Raw genomic sequence first — 16,462 nt, 5'->3', positions numbered from 1 at the left:
CATGTGGATGACCAAAGTCAGCATCCAGAACCCCGTCTTCGCCACCATGGTCATGGTAGCGCTGGTGGTGCTGGGCATCTTCTCCTACCGGGGCCTGGGCGTGGAAAGCATGCCCAGCGTGCAGTTCCCGTTCGCCGCCATTGAAGTGAACTATCCGGGCGCCTCGCCCGAAGCCGTGGAAAACGACATCACGCGCCCCATCGAGGACGCCGTCAACACCGTCAGCGGCATCAAGACCATCCGCGCCAACTCGTGGGAAGGACGCGCCGGCGTCTACCTGGAATTCGAGCTGTCGACGAACATGGACAAGGCCATGCAGGACTTGCGCGACAAGGTGGCCCTGGTGCGCCCCCGCTTCCCGAAGGAAGCCAAGGACCCGTTCATCGCCCGCGCCGAGGGCGACAACGAGCGCCCCATCGCCACCATCGTGCTGACGTCCACCGGGCATGACCTGCGCTCGCTGTCGACCATGACGGAGCAGATCATCAGCAAGCGCTTCCAGGGCGTGGCCGGCGTGGGGCAAGTCAAGCTGCGCGGCCTGCGCGCGCGCCAGATCCTCATCAGCATGAAGCCGATCGAACTCAATGCCCAGGGCATCGGCGTCGATGAAGTGATCCGCGCCATCCAGGCCACGAATACCAATTTGCCGGCCGGTTCCATCAGCCATGGCGCGGCCGAACAGCTGGTGCGCGTGGAAGGCAAGATCAAGGATGCGCGCGAATTCGGCAAGATCATCGTCGCGCGCCGCGCCGTCGGTCCCGTCTACCTGGACCAGGTGGCCACCGTCGTCGACGGCGAACAGGAAGAACTGTCGATCTCGCGCATGAACGGCCAGCAGGCCGTGACCATGGAAATCACCAAGGTGCAGGACGCCAACGTGGTCGAAGTGGGCACCGGCATCCTGAAAGTGGCGGCGGACCTGCAAAAAACGCTGCCGCCCGATATCACCCTGCGCGTGCTGGACGACGAATCGGAGCGCGTGCAAAGCCAGCTCGATAACGTCAAGCGCACCATCATCGAAGGCGCCGTGCTGACCATGGTGATCGTCTTCCTGTTCCTGCACTCGTGGCGCTCGACCATCATCACGGGCTTGACCCTGCCGATCTCCGTGCTGGCCAGCTTCATCGCCATGAAAGCCTTCGGCTTCACCCTGAACTTCCTCACCTTGATGGCGCTGTCGCTGTGCATCGGCCTGTTGATCGATGACGCCATCGTCGTGCGCGAAAACATCGTGCGCCACCTGGGCATGGGCAAGAACCACTACAAGGCGGCCAACGACGGCACCAATGAAATCGGACTGGCCGTGATGGCCACCACGTTCGCCATCGTCGCCGTGTTCGTCCCCGTCGCCTTCATGGACGGCATCATCGGCCGCTTCTTCCTGCAGTTCGGCATCACCGTAGCCGTCGCCGTTCTCGTCTCCCTGTTCGTCAGCTTCACGCTCGACCCCATGCTGTCGTCCGTCTGGCGCGACCCCGTCAAGGACCGCTTCAAGTACGCGCCGTGGCTGGGCCGCTTCATGGCCTGGATCGAGACGGGCATTGACCGCCTGCATGTATGGTATGGCAAGGTGCTGGCTGTCGCTTTGCGCTGGCGCAAGACAACCCTGGCCACGGCCGTCGCCCTGTTCGCGGGCAGCCTGATGCTCGTGCCGATGATCGGCGGCGAGATGTTCCCGGAAACGGACCAGGGCTGGGTCAACCTGCGCTTCAAGACGCCCGTCGGCTCCAGCCTCGAATACACGGATACCAAGGTGCGCCAGATCGAAACGGCCCTGAAGGAATTTCCTGAAATCGACAGCCTGGTGGCCAATGTCGGCACGCAGGACGGGCGCAACACGGCCGAGGTGAATCTGAAGCTGACGGACATCAAGAAGCACAAACGCCGCTCGCAGCAGGAGCTGGAAAAGCTGATCCGCGAACGCCTGGCGCCGATCGCCGGCATCACCCTGTCCGTCGGCCAGCGCCCCATCTTCATCGCCATTTTGGGCACGGACGAAGGCAAGCTCGATGCGGTGGCGCATACCCTGATGGACAAGATGCGCGGCATCAAGGGCCTGGCCGACATGGAATACAGCCAGGAAGGCGCCAATCCATCGACCACCGTGAAGATCAATAACGAACTGGCCAGCGACCTGGGATTGTCGGTGCAGCAGATCGGCAATGCCCTGCGTCCGTTCGTGGCGGGCGACACGGTCAGCCACTGGCTGGCCAGCGACGGGCAAAACTACGACGTCAACGTGCAGCTGCCCAAGTCGGGCCGGCAAAAGGTGGCCGACCTGGCCGACCTGTCGCTGGCCTCGAGCAAGCTTGACGCGAACGGCAAGCCCGTCATGATCCCGCTGCGCCAGGTGGTCGACTTCGTGCCGTCATCGAGCCCGCAGGTGCTGAAGCGCCAGGCCTTGCAGCGCCGGGTCGCCATCTATGCAGGCACGCAGGGCCGCCCTGCCGGCGACGTCGACGCCGACGTGCAGAAAGCCATCAAGTCCATCGACCTGCCGCCCGGCGTGCGCTTCGACGTGGCCGGCAATGCGCAGCAGATGGCCGAAACCATGGGCGGCGCGATGATGGCGCTGGGGATCGCCGTGATCTTCATCTACCTGGTGCTGGCGTCGCAATTCGGCAGCTTTTTGCAGCCGATCGCCATCATGGTGTCACTGCCACTGTCGCTGATCGGCGTGCTGGCAGCCCTGCTCATTACGGGCAGCACCCTGAACATTTTCTCCGTGATCGGCTTCATCATGCTGATGGGCTTAGTCACCAAAAATGCGATTCTGCTGGTGGACTTCACCAACCAGCGCCAGCGCGAAGGCCTGGGCCAGTTTGAGGCGCTGATGGAAGCGGGGCAAGTGCGCTTGCGCCCCATCCTGATGACGACACTGGCCATGGTCTTCGGCATGCTGCCGATGGCCATCGGCATGGGCGACGGCGGCGAATCGCAGGCGCCGATGGGCCGCGCCGTCATCGGGGGCGTGATCACTTCGACCCTGTTGACCTTGGTGGTGGTGCCCGTCGCCTACACCTACCTCGACAGCCTGGGCAAGCGCGCCGCGCGATTTTTCGGCGGCAGCGGCGAGCACGCCGACTCCGCCGACGACGGCAAAGCACACGCCCACTGATTGACCGGTCGCCTTCACCGTCCCCGCATTGGCGGGGACGACGCGGCGGCTTCCTGAAGAGAGCTTCAGTTGACCAAAGCAGCCCCACTGGCTAGACTGTCCCCGTTATCAATGATATGGAGTGACTCGTGGGTGCTTGTTCCAGTGACAGTAGTCGATTGACCATCGGCGATCGGCCTTAGGCAAGACGCGCGCATTCCGCCCGCCCTGCCCATGGCAAGGTGCGGTTTTATCAGCGGCAGTATTCTCTCGCCGCCACTTCCCTCCTCATCGTTCCACCGTTATCGTCTGCTGCCCCCTTTCGGGGCGAATTGTCTTCGCCCCTGCACTCGCCTGTTCCTCCCCAGCCGGGAGAAACTGATGGTGGTATTTGACTTTGCGCTGCGCGTTGCCGCGGCATTGACCCTGGGCGCCATGATCGGCGCCGAACGCCAGCTGCGCCAGCGCATGGCGGGCCTGCGCACGAACGCGCTGGTCTCCGTCGGCGCCTCGCTGTTCGTGATGGTTTCCGTGCTCGAAGGCGATAGCGCCGGCCATATGCGCATCGCCGCGCAGGTGGTCTCCGGCATCGGCTTCCTGGGCGCCGGCGTCATCATGCGCGAAGGCATGACGGTGCGCGGCCTGAATACGGCCGCCACCCTGTGGTGCTCGGCCGCCATCGGCATCCTGTGCGGCCTGGGGTTTGCACTGGAAGCGGCCATCGGCACGGGATTTGTACTGGTGGCCAACCTGGTGCTGCGCCACCTGGCGCAACGCATCAACGCGCACGGCAGCGAAGCGGGCATCGAGACGGAAAGCATCTACCGCGTGACGGCCGTGTGCGAGGCGGAGCAGGAAATCCTCGTGCGCAACCTGATGCTGCGCATGATCAGCGGCATGCCGGCCCTGATGCTGCAATCCTTGCACAGCGAGGATGCCGCGCACGCCGGACGCATCGAAGTGCGGGCCGACCTGCTCACGCCCCTGTCCAGCCTGGGATTGCTGGAGCAGATCGTCAGCCAGGTCAGCCTGGAAGGCAGCGTCTCGGCCGTGCGCTGGGCGCTGGTGAACAACGCGGAATTTGTCGCCGAACGGGGAGTGTGATGATGAAAAAATGGATGCTGTGGTTTGTCAAACGTGGTCCGGCTGTCGCCACCTACCGCCTGACCGTCACCTGCCCCGCGGCGCAGGCCGACCATGTGGTGCGTCTGCTGCTGGCCGAACTCAAGGGCGCGGGCCTGGCGCCGTCGCAGATCGTGCGCAACTGGGAAGAAGGCAGGCAAAGCGTGCGCCTGATCGCCACGGTGCTGTGCCAGGCCGTGCAGCGCGCCGTGCTGGTGCGCTTCGTCAACCGCGCGGGCGCCTGGCCGCAAGTGCGGCAAGTGCGCTGGGAAGGCGTCGCGCCTTCAGCTTGAGGCGGGCAGGCGCATGAGGAACAGCGCGCCGCCTTGCGGGCGGTTCTGCGCCTCGATGCTGCCGCCATACGCGTGCACGATGGCTTGCGACAGGGCCAGGCCCAGGCCGAAACCGGGCGCCTCGCCCGCGCGCGCCTGGGCGCCCCGGTAGAAACGCTCGAACAGGTGCGGCAAGTCTTCCACGCCGATGCCCGGTCCGGCATCGCTCACGCCAACGATCGCATGCGCGCCATCGCGCGCCACGTGCACGCTGATGACGCTGTCGGGCGGCGAGAACTTCACGGCGTTATCCAGCAAATTGGCCAGCACCAGGTCGACCGGGCCGGCCGCCACCCTGGCCTGCACGTCGACACTTGCATCGAAGACGATGCGGATGCCGCGCTGCGCTGCCGCCTTTTCCAGGCGCTGCGCCGCCGCCCGCACGAGCGGATTGAGTTCGATGGTTTCCACCGCGTTGCGCTCCTGGCCCACGTCCAGGCGCGTGAGCATCAAGAGCTCTTCCACCAGGGTCGTCAGGCGCTGCACTTCATCGAGGCAGGAGGCCAGCGCATCGACATATTCGGGCGACTCGCGCGGGCGGCGTAGGGTGATTTCGATTTCCGTGCGCAGGCGCGACAGGGGCGAGCGCAATTCGTGCGAAGCGTCAGCCGTGAAGCGGCGCTGCGCATCGTAGCCGTGCTCCAGGCGGTCCAGCATGGCGTTCAGGGTATCGACCAGGCGGCCGATCTCGTCTTGCGTGCCGGGATGGGGCAGGCGCTGGTGCAAACTGGCTTCGCCGATCGAATGCGCCTGGTCCACCACGTCGTCGATGGCGCCCAGCACGCGGCGCGTGAGCATTTCGCCGGCCAGGCCCACGGCCGCCAGCAAGGCCAGCGCCATGGCGCCAAACAGCACGGTGGCCGCGGCCAGCACGTGATTGGTGTCGTCGAGCGAACCGGCCACCTGCACCGCCAGGCGCGCACCGGACGAAGGCACGGGAATCGAGACCATGCGCAGCGGCTCTTCGCCGAACTTCGGCAGGGTCTCGAAAATGGTCTCGCCGGCCGCCAGGCGCGCCAGCAAGGCCGGTGGCGCCGGCAATTGCGCTGCCTCCAGGTTGCGGCTGCGCGCCAGCACGCGGCCTTCGCCATCGATGATCTGCACCAGGCGGTCGAGCCGCGTCAATGACGGCGGCGCCTGGCCCGGCGCCACCTCGTGCACCTGCACGGGCTGGCGCGGCGCGGCGGGCAGCATGGCCATTTCCGTCTCGGCCAGCGCCAGCAGGGCCGCATCGAGCTGGCCGTGCACGGCGCGCGACAGCCCCCAGTAACCGGCCAGCGCCGTGAAGGCGACGATGGCGAGGATGACGGCCAGGTGCACCAGCAGCAGGCGCTTGCGAAAGCTAGCCTCCATTGTTTTCCGCCAGGCGGAAGCCGCGTCCGCGCACCGTGTGTATCAATGGCGGTAAGCCCGGCGCATCCACTTTCCCCCGCAGGTTGCGCACGTGGACGTCGATCAGGTTGTCAATGCCGATCAGGTCCGCCTGCCAGATCTGCTCGGCCAGGCGCGCGCGGCTGACCACTTCGCCCGCCTGGCGCAGCAGGATCAACAGGATCGCGTATTCCTTGGGCGTGAGCACCAGCGGCGTGCCAGCCCGCGTCGCCTGGTGGCTGACGGGATCGAGCGTCAGGTCGGCCAGCGCCAGCACCAGCGGGCGGCTGATATCGGAGCGGCGCAGCAAGGCGCGGATGCGCGCCAGCAGCTCCTCGAATTCGAACGGCTTGGTCAGGTAATCGTCAGCGCCCGTGTTCAGGCCCGCCACCCGGTCAGCCGTGGCGTCGCGCGCCGTGAGCATCAGCACGGGCGTCTGGATGCCGCGCGCGCGCAAGTCGCGGCAAAAATCGATGCCCTGCTTGCCCGGCAACATCCAGTCCAGCACGATTGCGTCATAGTCGACGGCGTAGCTTTCGTCCTCGCCCTCTTCCGCGCTGTGCGCCACGTCGACGACAAAGCCTTCTTCCTGCAAGCCGCGCGCCAGCAGGCGCGCCGCCTTGCGGTCATCTTCCACCAGGAGGATTCTCATGCCTGCCTTTCGCATTGCGCCGTGTTTTCCATGCTGGCATTTTACCGCGCCGCACCGTGCGCGCACGGGACCTGAAGAATGATTCAGGCGTTCTTGGGCGCTTCTTCAGGACCACATTGCTATGCTTTCCCGGCGCTGTAGTGACGCTGCTCTTGTCACGCTACCGGCGCCCCCTCTGACCGCCCGCCTGGGCACGGCATCCATGCATGCCCCTTCACCATCAATAACAAGGAAACACGGGATGAACACGACCACCCGCAACGCCCTGGGCGCCAGCTGCGCCCTCGCTCTCGCCTGCTCGGCCCTGGCCGGCTGCGCCAAGCCGACGGCGGCAGCCACGCCGCCCGTCCAAGCGATGCATCTGGACGACGGCAGCATCGCCGTCGACAAGATGTCGCCGCTGCGCCAGCGCCTGCAGGTCGCCGCCGTGCTGGAACAGGACATCGCTACGCAGACGGAAGCGCCGGGCAGCATCGAAGCCATGCCGGAAAAGCTGGTGAAGATCACGCCGCCCCTGGCCGGGCGCATCACGCGCTTGCAGCGCGCCCTGGGCGACAGCGTGAAGGCGGGCGACCCGCTGTTCACCCTGGACTCGGCGGAACTGAGCGCCGCCTACGCGGACGACAGCAAAGCGAAATCCGCCCTGCTGCAGGCGCGCCAGGAACTGGAACGCCAGAAAACCCTGTTCGAGGCGGAAATCACCGCGCGCAAGGAGTACGAATCGGCGCAGGCCACTTTTGCGCAGGCCGGCAGCGACGCCCAGACCAGCGCCGACAAGCTGGCGCAGTACGGCGCCGGCGCGCGCGGGTCGCGCCGCGACTATGTGCTGCGTTCGCCGATCGCCGGCACCGTGATCGCCATGGAAGGCGCCCAGGGCGGCTACTGGAACGATATCAACGCACCCGTCATGACGGTGGCCGACCTGTCCACCGTCTGGCTGTCGGCCAACGTGGCCGAAAGGGACCTGGCGCAGGTGGCCGTGGGACAAACGACCAGCATCACCGTCGACGCCTGGCCCGGCAAGGCTTTCGAAGGCAAGGTCGCGTATGTGGGCGCCGTGCTCGACCCCGAGACGCGCACGGTGAAGGTGCGCGTGGCCATCGACAACCGCAGCGGCGCCTTCAAGCCCGGCATGTTCGCCCACGCGGGGTTCGCCGGAGCCAGCCGCCGCGCCCTCCTCGTGCCCGCGTCCGCCCTGCTGCAAAGCGGACCATCGACGCGTGTGATGGTCGAACGCAGCGCGCTGGTGTTCTCGCCGCGCGCGGTGGAAGTGGGCGCCAGCCATGGCGACCAGGTGGAAATCGTCTCGGGCTTGCGCGCGGGCGAACGCATCGTCGTCAAGGAAGGAGTGCTACTCAATGATTGACCGTTTCATCGCCACCTGCTGCCAGCGGCGCGGCATCGTCTGGCTGGTACTGCTGTTCGTCGCCGCCTATGGCGTCTACTGCTGGAAGCAGCTGCCCATCGAAGCGTATCCCGACATCGCCGACGTCACCTCGCAAATCGTCACGCAGGTGCCGGGCCTGGGCGCCGAGGAAATCGAGCAGCAGATCACCATTCCGCTCGAACGCGCGCTGCTCGGCACGCCCGGCATGCACGTGCTGCGCACGCGCAGCCTGTTCGCCCTGTCGCTGATCACGGTGGTGTTCGAGGATGGCAGCGACGGCTATTTCACGCGCGAGCGGCTGCAGGAGCGCCTCGCCAGCGTCAACCTGCCGTATGAGGCCAAGCCGGGACTCGATCCCTATACCTCGCCGACGGGCGAGATCTACCGCTACACCTTGGAATCGAAGTCGCGCAGCTTGCGCGAACTGTCCGAGCTGCAGTTCTGGACCGTGATACCGCGCCTGCAGCAGGTGCGCGGCGTGGCCGATGTGAGCAATTTCGGCGGACTCACGACGCAGTTCATGCTGGAACTCGACCCCGCAAAACTCGACAGCTACGGCTTCTCGCTGGCGCAGGTCAAGGACGCCATCAACGCCAACAACATCAGCGGCGGCGGCAGCGTCATCGACCGCGGCCAGCAATCGTACGTGGTGCGCGGCGTAGGCTTGCTGCACTCGCTCGACGACATGGGCAACGTCGTCGTCAGCAGCAAGAACGGCGTGCCCGTGCTGGTGAAGGACCTGGGCAAGCTCGCCTACGGCAACGTGGAGCGGCGCGGCATCCTCGGTAAGGACGACAACCCCGACACCATCGAAGGCATCACCCTGCTGCTGAAGGATTTCAACCCGTCCGAGGCGCTGGCCGGCATCCATGCGGCCGTCGACGACCTGAATGCCAATGTGCTGCCGAAGGATGTGAAAGTGGTGCCCTACCTGGACCGCAGCTCGCTGATCGACGCCACCTTGCACACGGTCAGTTACACCCTGGGCGAAGGCATGCTGCTCGTCGCCCTCGTGCTGCTGCTGTATCTGGGCAGCCCGCGCGCGGCCGCCATCGTCGCGCTGACGATTCCGCTGGCCCTGCTGATCGCCTTCATCTTCATGCACCATTTTAAAATTCCCGCCAACCTGCTGTCGCTGGGGGCCATCGACTTCGGCATCCTCGTCGACGGTTCCGTGGTGGTGCTGGAAAACATGCTGCGCCGCCGCGAACGGGAACAGGAACGGCCTCTCACCCTGCAGGACGCCATCGATGCGACCCTGCAGGTGGCGCGCCCCATCATGTTCGGCATGGCCGTCATCATCGCCGCTTATTTACCCCTGTTCGCCTTCCAGCGCATCGAATACAAGCTGTTCTCGCCGATGGCGTATGCGGTGGGCGCGGCGCTGGTGGGCGCGCTGGTGGTGGCGCTGGTGCTGATCCCGGGCCTGGCCTGGCTGGCCTTGCGCAAGCCGCGCCGCACCTTCCATAACCGCGCGCTGGACAAGCTGGCGGGCGCGTACGGCCGTTTCCTCGAACGCATGGTGGGCAAGAAGCGCTGGGTGGCGATGGTGTGCGCCGCCTCGCTGGCGTGCCTGGCGCTGCTGGGCGGCAGCATCGGGCGCGACTTCCTGCCCTACCTCGATGAAGGCTCCTTGTGGTTGCAGGTACAGATGCCACCCGGGATCACGCTGGACAAGGCGTCCGAGATGGCCAGCGAACTGCGGCACGCCGCGCTGGAGTTTCCCGAAGTGTCGACCATCGTCACGCAGACGGGGCGCAACGACGACGGCACCGATTACTGGACGCCGTCGCACATCGAGGCGAGCGTGGGCCTGCATCCGTACAAGAGCTGGAAGTCGGGCATGAGCAAGCAGCAGTTGATCGCCAAAATGAACGCGCGCTTCGCCAGCATGCCCGGTGTCACCGTGGCTTTCATGCAGCCGATGATCGACGGCGTGCAGGATAAATTGTCGGGCGCGCACAGCGACCTGACGGTGAAAATCTTCGGCAATGACCTCGACGAAGTACGCGGCATCGCCGGCAAGGTGGCAAATGTCCTGAAGACTATCCCTGGCGCCTCCGACGTGGCGGTGGACGTGGAGCCGCCGCTGCCCAACCTGAAGGTGGAACTGGACAGGGCAAAGGCGGCCCGCTACGGCATCAACGCGGCAGACGTGGCCGACCTGATTGCCACCGGCATCGGCGGCGCGCCCATCGGCCAGGTGTACGTGGGCGAGAAAAGCTACGACATCGCCGTGCGCTTCCCGCCGGCCACGCGTTCCAGCCCGGACGCCATCGCCAACTTGAAGCTCAACGCCGCCAACGGAGCGAGGATTCCGCTGGCGCAGGTGGCCACCATCAGCACCACCTCGGGCGAAAGCGTGATCGTGCGCGAAATGGGACGGCGCCACATCATCGTGCGCCTGAATGCCCGCGGGCGCGACCTGGCGAGCTTCCTGGCCGAAGCGCGCCCGCTGGTGGCGCAAGCCGTGGCCGATGAACACCAGCGCATCAGCGTCGAATGGGGCGGCCAGTTCGAAAACCTGCAGCGCGCGCAAAGCCGGCTGGCGCTGATCCTGCCGATGACCCTGGGCGCCATGTTCCTGCTGCTGTTTGGCCAGTTCCGCAACCTGCGCCAGCCCGCGCTGGTCTTGCTGGCCGTGCCGCTGGCCATGCTCGGTGGCCTGGCCGCGCTGCACCTGCGCGGCATGACCTTGAACGTGTCGAGCGCCGTCGGCTTCATCGCCCTGTTCGGCGTGGCCGTCCTGAATGCCGTCCTGATGCTGGCGCAGATCAACCGCTTGCGCAGCGACGAGGGAAAAAGCTTGCGCGAGGCCGTGCTGGAAGGCGCGCGCGACCGCATGCGTCCCGTACTGATGACGGCCACGGTGGCCGCCCTGGGGCTGACGCCGGCCATGCTGGCGACGGGCCTGGGCAGCGACGTGCAACGCCCGCTGGCCACCGTGGTGGTGGGCGGTCTGGTGACGGCGACCGCGCTCACCCTGCTGCTGTTGCCGGCCCTGTATTACCTGATCGAGGCGCACCTGCAACAACGCCGGATCGACACCGAAGGAGAGACTCATGACACGTTTTAATGTGCTGCTGACGGCCTGGCTGCTGGCCCCCTGCGCCTTCGCCGCGCCCTTGAGCTTTGAAACCTATCTGTCCGCCGTGGAAAGCCACAGTCTGGAACTGCAGGCGCAGCAGGAAGGCATCACCTCGGCCAGGGCCGGCATCGGCATCGCCGGCCTGCGTCCCGACCCGGAATTCACGCTGGGCGCCACGCGCGAAACCGTGCGCAGCGTCGAACACCGTCCCGTCACGTGGAATCCGGCCATCAGCATGGCCATCGAGACGGGCGGCAAGCGCGCCGCGCGCTTGAAGGCGGCGCACAGCAATGTCGCGCTGGCAGAGGAAACGGTGGCCGGTTTCAGGAGCGAACTGTATGGCACGGCCGCCGCCGCGTTCACGGAAGCGTGCCGCACGCGCGAGGTCCTCGCGCGCAAGGAACAGACCATGGCGGCCCTGTCGAAGGTAGTCGAAGCGAATACCGTGCGGCGCAAGGCGGGCGACGTGGGCGGCATCGAGCTGCTGCAGTCGCGCGTGGAACGCGACCAGTTCCAGGCCGACCTGGCGCAGGCGCGCAGCGAGGCCGATGGCGCCATGCTGGCCCTGTCGCCGCCGCTGGGACGCCAGTTCGATGGCCTGTTTCCGCAGGCGCAGCTGGCGTGCGACTTCGCCGCGTACGAGGGCGGCGACGCCGGCGTGCTGGTGCCGCAGGCGCTCGAGGCCCGCAACGACGTGCGCATCGCCCGCGCCACGCTGGACAACCTGCGCGACGGTGCGGCGCTGGTGCGCGCCAACCGCGCCGTCGACCCGACCGTGACCGTAGGCCTGGCCGCCGCGCGCGGCTACCATGACGGCATCGACGCCAGCGGCAATCCCGTCGATGGCGCGCCCCGCTCCCGTGCGCTGTCCATCTCGCTGGCCATCCCGATCCCCCTGTCGCGGCGCGACAAGGGCGACGTGGTGCAAGCCGAAGCAGGGGTCACGCAAGCGATGCTGGCCCTGCGCCAGGCCGAATTACAGGCAGAGACGCAAGTGCGCACGGCGCAGCGGCAGCTGCATGCGGCGCAGGACAGGCTGGCGCGCTACCGCGAAGGCGTGCTGGTCGATGCGCAAAAGGTAGTCGACGGCATGCGCCTGTCTTACTTCAGCGGCAATGCCTCGCTGCTGGAATGGCTGGCGGCGCAGCGCTCGGCCGATGACGCGTACCAGGGCTATGTGCAGGCGCGCGCCGATGCGGCCATGGCCAGCACGCAGCTGCAACTGGCGCTTGGCCAGCGGCCGCGCTTGTAGCGGGGGAAGGGAGAACGAGGGGATACCGGCGCGGCGATGCCGCACCGGTCGTCAGGAACGGGAAATTACTGGGGCTGGGCGGGTGCGTCGCCTTCGGCGGCCGGATCTGCGTCGACGTCGGCGTCGTCCGCGTCCGGCTCATCGCCTTCGCTGCCATCGGCCGGTTTCGGATTGTTCTTCGCTTCCAGCTTGCGTCTGGCTTTTTCCTCGGCTTTCTTCTTCTTTTCCAGCTCTTTTTGCCGTTTTTCGTATTGGAAATTTGTCTTGGCCATTTACTACCTCTTTAGTTTTTTATTGTTACAGATAAGCACATAGGGCACATTATGACGCAGTTGGAGCAAATACAAAATTTTTAGCCGCGCGGATGATGCTGCGCATGCAGCAGTTTCAGCCGTTCGCGGGCCACATGCGTGTAAATCTGCGTGGTGGAAATATCGGAGTGCCCCAGTAACAATTGCACAACACGCAAGTCCGCGCCATGGTTGAGCAAATGCGTGGCGAACGCATGGCGCAAGGTGTGCGGCGACAGGGGTGCCGTGATGCCGGCGCTCAGCGCGTGTTTCTTGATGATGACCCAGAACATTTGCCGCGTCATGGCGCCGCCGCGCCGCGTGACGAACAGCGCATCGTCCATCTGCCCATCGAGGATGACGCCGCGCGCTTCCTTCAGGTAGCGCTCGATCCACAGCCGCGCCTGCTCGCCGAACGGCACCAGGCGCGTCTTGCTGCCCTTGCCCGTGATGCGCAGCACGCCATCGTTCAGGCTCAATTCCACCGATTTCAAATCCACCAGTTCCGACACGCGCAAGCCGCTCGCATACATGAGCTCCAGCATCGTGCGTTCGCGCAGGCCCAGCGGCGTGCTGACGTCGGGCGCCGCCAGCAAGGCTTCCACCTGCGCTTCGCTCAAGGTGTGCACGAAGCGCGCCGGCTGCTTGGCCGAGACCATCTTCAGGCACGGATCGGCCGCGATATGCTTGTGCCGCAAGGCCAGCTGGTAAAAGCGCTTGAGCACGGACAAGCGCCGGTTCGACGACGTCGCCTTGCTCTCGTCGTGGCGGGCCGCGAAATACGCGTCGATGTCGGCCGTGGATACTTCGTACAGGCCCTCGCGCCCGGGCCGGTTCACTTCCAGCCAGCGCGCGAACAGGCGCATGTCGCGCCGGTAGGCGTCCAGCGAGTTCTTCGACAGGCCGTCTTCCAGCCACAGGCTGTCGCAAAATTCATCGATCAGGGTAGTGTTGTCGGGCGCCAGCAGGCTGTTCATCATCGTTTGGACCATCCCATGCCCTCGACACCTTCATGCGCCAGCAGCCAGCGCTTGACACCCAGGTGGAAGCCCGTCGCATCGTCGTGGTGGGCAAAGCCGCCCAGGCCGCCAGCGGCCGTGACCCGGTGGCACGGTATGACCACGGGAAACCAGTTGGCGCCGCAGGCCTGGCCCACGGCGCGCGGGGCTGAGCCGATCAGGCGCGCCACGTCGCCATACGTGCGCACCTGGCCGCGCGGAATGCCGGCAATCGCTGCCCATACCCGTTGCTGGTAGGCGCTGCCCGCGTCTGCCAGCGGCAGGTCAAAGACATAATCGGGATCAAGGAAATAACGCGCCAGTTGCCGGCACGCCCGCTCGGAGACGGCATCCTGCGCGTCTTTTTCCGCAAAGTGCGGCGGCAGGTAGACCAGTTCGCGCAGCTGGCCATCCTGCGTGCGCACGCCCATGGCGCCGAACGGCGCGGCCACGATGGCGCTGAACAGTTCACTGCCCTGTTGTTTTTTCATCTGCTGATCAAATTTCAAGTGTGGCATATATACAACCTGCCGGCGCATCTGGCTGCGCCCCGGTGATTATGCACCGACTTTGGGCGTGCCGGCGGACGTTTCCCCCGCACGAAAAAAAAGCGCACCAGTCGGTGCGCTTCAAATATTGCTTCACGTTCCCGGTCGTTTGGGTCCGCCGGTGCCGGCTTGTGGCCGCAGACAGCTATGACTCAACAACTTCTGTGAAACGTGTGTCTCCTCAATATATCCCCGGTATCAATACCGTTTTTATAGACCACTCCCCCACTAACCTTGTTACCAATTCTGTCTTTCAGCCTTGCTACCAGGGCGTATATGCATATACGTGTTTCCCCTTAAGGCTGCCCATCATAGCGCATTTATTCGGCCGGATCGACTTTTTTTGCACCATGACGGGGACAACTGTTTTAGTTGTAAATTAAATTTGGCAACCACAGCGAGATTTGTGGTACGTAGGTAATCAGCACGAGGAAGCCCAGCATCGTCAGCAGCCACGGCATCACGGCCACGGTCAGCTCCGAGATGCCCATCTTCGTGATGCCGGACGCCACGTACAGGTTCAGGCCCACGGGCGGATGGCACATGCCGACCTCCATATTGACCACGATCAAGATGCCGAAGTGCACAGGGTCGATGCCCAGCTTCATGGCCACGGGGAACAGAATCGGTGCCATGATCAGCACGATGGACGACGGTTCCATGACGTTACCAGCCAACAACAGCAGCACGTTGACTACCAACAAGAAGCTGATCACGCCCAGGCCCTTGCCTGTGATCCATTCGGCCATCGCTTGCGGGATGTTTTCGCTGGTCATCAGGAACGAGAACAGCACGGCATTCGTGATGATGTACAACAGCATCGCCGACATGGCGGCCGAATCGAGCAAGACCTTGCCCACTTGCTTGATCTTCAAGTCCTTGTAGACGAAGACGGCGATGATGAAGGCGTACACGGCGGCCATGGCGGCCGCTTCCGTCGGCGTGAAGGCGCCCGAATAGATGCCGCCCATGACGATGACGATCAAGAGCAGGCCCCAGGCGCTCTTCTTGAACGTCACGAAGCGCTCGCCCCAGCTGGCCTTCTGCATGCGCGGATAATTGTGCTTGCGCGCCAAGAACCACGTGGTCAGGCCCAGCAGCATGGCCAGCATCATGCCGGGAATCACGCCCGCCATGAACAGTTTGCCCACGGAGGTATTCGTGCTGACGGAATACATCACCATCACGATCGATGGCGGTATCAAGATGCCCAGGGCGCCCGAGGTGGTGATGACGCCGGCGCCGAAACCGCGCGGATAGCCCTGCTTGACCATGGCCGGCAGGATGATGGAACCGATCGCCACCACGGTGGCGGGGCTGGAACCGGAGACGGCGGCAAACAGCGCGCACGCCATCACGCCGGCCAGCGCCAGGCCGCCATGCCAGTGGCCCACCATGGAGCTGGCGAAGTTGATCATGCGCCGCGCCACCCCGCCATGCGTGAGGAAGTTGCCCGCCAAAATGAAGAACGGGATGGCCATGATTTCGAATTTTTCGATGCCCGTGAAAATTTTCAGGGCCACCGATTCGATGGGCACGCTGGTCATGGTAAACAGGAACGTCAGTACCGTCAGGCCCAGCGAAATGGAAATGGGCATGCCGGTCAGCATCAGCGCCAGCAGCAATACAAAGATGATCAGCGCGTTCATGCCTTGGCTCCTTTTTCTTCAGCCGTCAATTCATCTTCCAGCCCCTCGACATGCGAGTGGTCGTGTTTCGGCAAGGCACCCGTCTTGATGAAATGCACCATCACCTGCAGGAAACGGAAGCACATCAGGTAGGAACCGAGCGGGACGGCCAAGTAGACCAGCCACATCGGCACTTCCATGTCGGCCGACGTCTGGTCCGTGTGGCCGATCGACCACACGAAGCTGGCGCCCAGCGTGCCCACGACGCCCGTAAACAGGGCGCCGGCCCCCAGGCCGAAGACGATGAAACGGTCGCGCCAGCGGGGATTCATGCGGTTGATCAAGACGTCGACGCCCACGTGGATGCCAGTGCGCACGCCGTACGCAGCGCCGAACTTGGCCATCCAGACGAACATGTAGATGCACAGTTCCTGGGCCCAGCTGGTATTGATTTGAATCAGAAAGTCTTGCACGACCGGTATCGGCAAGCCCGCCAGGTAGCGGTGCACGACCGCGACGAAGATGATGAAGGTGGCGGCGCCCATCAGGGACGCGATCAGCCACTCTTCCAGGTGATCCAGAAATTTCATGGTGGACTTTCAAAGAATGCGGGTACACGCACTCCCGCGCAGGACGCGCAGGAGTCGTTCAAACGGACTGGCAGGGTGCCCTGCCTGCCGCGCCAGGCGGCGCGGCG

General features: G+C 64.9%; 13 protein-coding genes. 6 read left to right on the top strand and 7 right to left on the bottom strand.

Annotated elements, in window-relative coordinates; genetic code table 11:
- Position 1 precedes the first annotated feature (1 nt).
- The 3 genes from OX459_RS02335 to OX459_RS02325 all read left to right on the top strand — a co-directional run bounded on the left by OX459_RS02335 (position 2) and on the right by OX459_RS02325 (position 4,512).
- Complete coding sequence (locus OX459_RS02335; protein WP_289903641.1) at positions 2-3,118, top strand: efflux RND transporter permease subunit; 3,117 nt, start codon at positions 2-4, stop codon at positions 3,116-3,118.
- A 360-nt stretch (positions 3,119-3,478) separates the two neighbouring features.
- Positions 3,479-4,201, top strand: a complete 723-nt coding sequence (locus tag OX459_RS02330; RefSeq protein WP_289903640.1) for an MgtC/SapB family protein — start codon at positions 3,479-3,481, stop codon at positions 4,199-4,201.
- Positions 4,202-4,203: 2 nt separating this feature from the next.
- Positions 4,204-4,512 carry a hypothetical protein gene (locus tag OX459_RS02325; RefSeq protein ID WP_289903639.1) on the top strand — a complete coding sequence of 103 codons (309 nt, stop codon included), beginning with the start codon at positions 4,204-4,206 and terminating at the stop codon, positions 4,510-4,512.
- On the opposite strand, the gene OX459_RS02320 is transcribed toward OX459_RS02325, so the two are convergent.
- A complete protein-coding gene (locus OX459_RS02320) occupies positions 4,504-5,904 on the bottom strand; it encodes an ATP-binding protein (RefSeq protein ID WP_289903638.1) in 1,401 nt (466 codons plus the stop codon). The genes OX459_RS02325 and OX459_RS02320 overlap by 9 nt on opposite strands.
- The gene (locus OX459_RS02315) at positions 5,894-6,574 is read right to left on the bottom strand and encodes a response regulator transcription factor (RefSeq protein WP_289903636.1); all 681 of its coding nucleotides are present in this window, start codon (positions 6,572-6,574) and stop codon (positions 5,894-5,896) included. Before OX459_RS02315 ends, OX459_RS02320 begins: the two co-directional genes overlap by 11 nt.
- A 241-nt stretch (positions 6,575-6,815) precedes the next feature.
- Here OX459_RS02315 and OX459_RS02310 point away from each other — a divergent pair, with 241 nt between their 5' ends.
- The 3 genes from OX459_RS02310 to OX459_RS02300 are packed head-to-tail and all read left to right on the top strand — an operon-like array spanning position 6,816 to position 12,301.
- On the top strand, positions 6,816-7,940 hold the full coding sequence (locus tag OX459_RS02310; RefSeq protein WP_289903635.1) for an efflux RND transporter periplasmic adaptor subunit: 1,125 nt from the start codon (positions 6,816-6,818) through the stop codon (positions 7,938-7,940).
- Positions 7,933-11,037 (top strand): CusA/CzcA family heavy metal efflux RND transporter, encoded by a 3,105-nt coding sequence (locus tag OX459_RS02305; RefSeq protein WP_289903633.1) that lies wholly within the window; start codon positions 7,933-7,935, stop codon positions 11,035-11,037. The genes OX459_RS02310 and OX459_RS02305 overlap by 8 nt, the downstream gene beginning before the upstream one ends.
- Positions 11,024-12,301 carry a TolC family protein gene (locus tag OX459_RS02300; protein WP_289903632.1) on the top strand — a complete coding sequence of 426 codons (1,278 nt, stop codon included), beginning with the start codon at positions 11,024-11,026 and terminating at the stop codon, positions 12,299-12,301. The genes OX459_RS02305 and OX459_RS02300 overlap by 14 nt, the downstream gene beginning before the upstream one ends.
- Positions 12,302-12,366: 65 nt before the next feature.
- Here OX459_RS02300 and OX459_RS02295 read toward each other — a convergent pair whose 3' ends face one another.
- From OX459_RS02295 to OX459_RS02275, 5 genes are all read right to left on the bottom strand, one after another.
- A complete protein-coding gene (locus tag OX459_RS02295; protein ID WP_289903631.1) occupies positions 12,367-12,573 on the bottom strand; it encodes a hypothetical protein in 207 nt (68 codons plus the stop codon).
- 80 nt (positions 12,574-12,653) lie between these two features.
- Positions 12,654-13,571: a site-specific tyrosine recombinase XerD gene (gene xerD / locus OX459_RS02290; RefSeq protein ID WP_251351763.1), complete on the bottom strand. Its 918-nt coding sequence runs from the start codon at positions 13,569-13,571 to the stop codon at positions 12,654-12,656.
- Positions 13,568-14,080 (bottom strand): methylated-DNA--[protein]-cysteine S-methyltransferase, encoded by a 513-nt coding sequence (locus tag OX459_RS02285; protein ID WP_289903630.1) that lies wholly within the window; start codon positions 14,078-14,080, stop codon positions 13,568-13,570. The genes xerD and OX459_RS02285 overlap by 4 nt, the downstream gene beginning before the upstream one ends.
- Positions 14,081-14,505: 425 nt before the next feature.
- Positions 14,506-15,786, bottom strand: coding sequence for a TRAP transporter large permease subunit (locus OX459_RS02280; RefSeq protein ID WP_099666605.1), 1,281 nt, complete (start codon positions 15,784-15,786; stop codon positions 14,506-14,508).
- Positions 15,783-16,355: a TRAP transporter small permease gene (locus OX459_RS02275; RefSeq protein WP_289903629.1), complete on the bottom strand. Its 573-nt coding sequence runs from the start codon at positions 16,353-16,355 to the stop codon at positions 15,783-15,785. Before OX459_RS02275 ends, OX459_RS02280 begins: the two co-directional genes overlap by 4 nt.
- Positions 16,356-16,462 lie beyond the last annotated feature (107 nt).

Source organism: Janthinobacterium sp. SUN026, from assembly GCF_030397625.1.
In the GTDB taxonomy this organism is placed as follows: domain Bacteria; phylum Pseudomonadota; class Gammaproteobacteria; order Burkholderiales; family Burkholderiaceae_D; genus Janthinobacterium; species Janthinobacterium kumbetense.
This window is presented reverse-complemented; position numbering and strand designations above follow the sequence as displayed.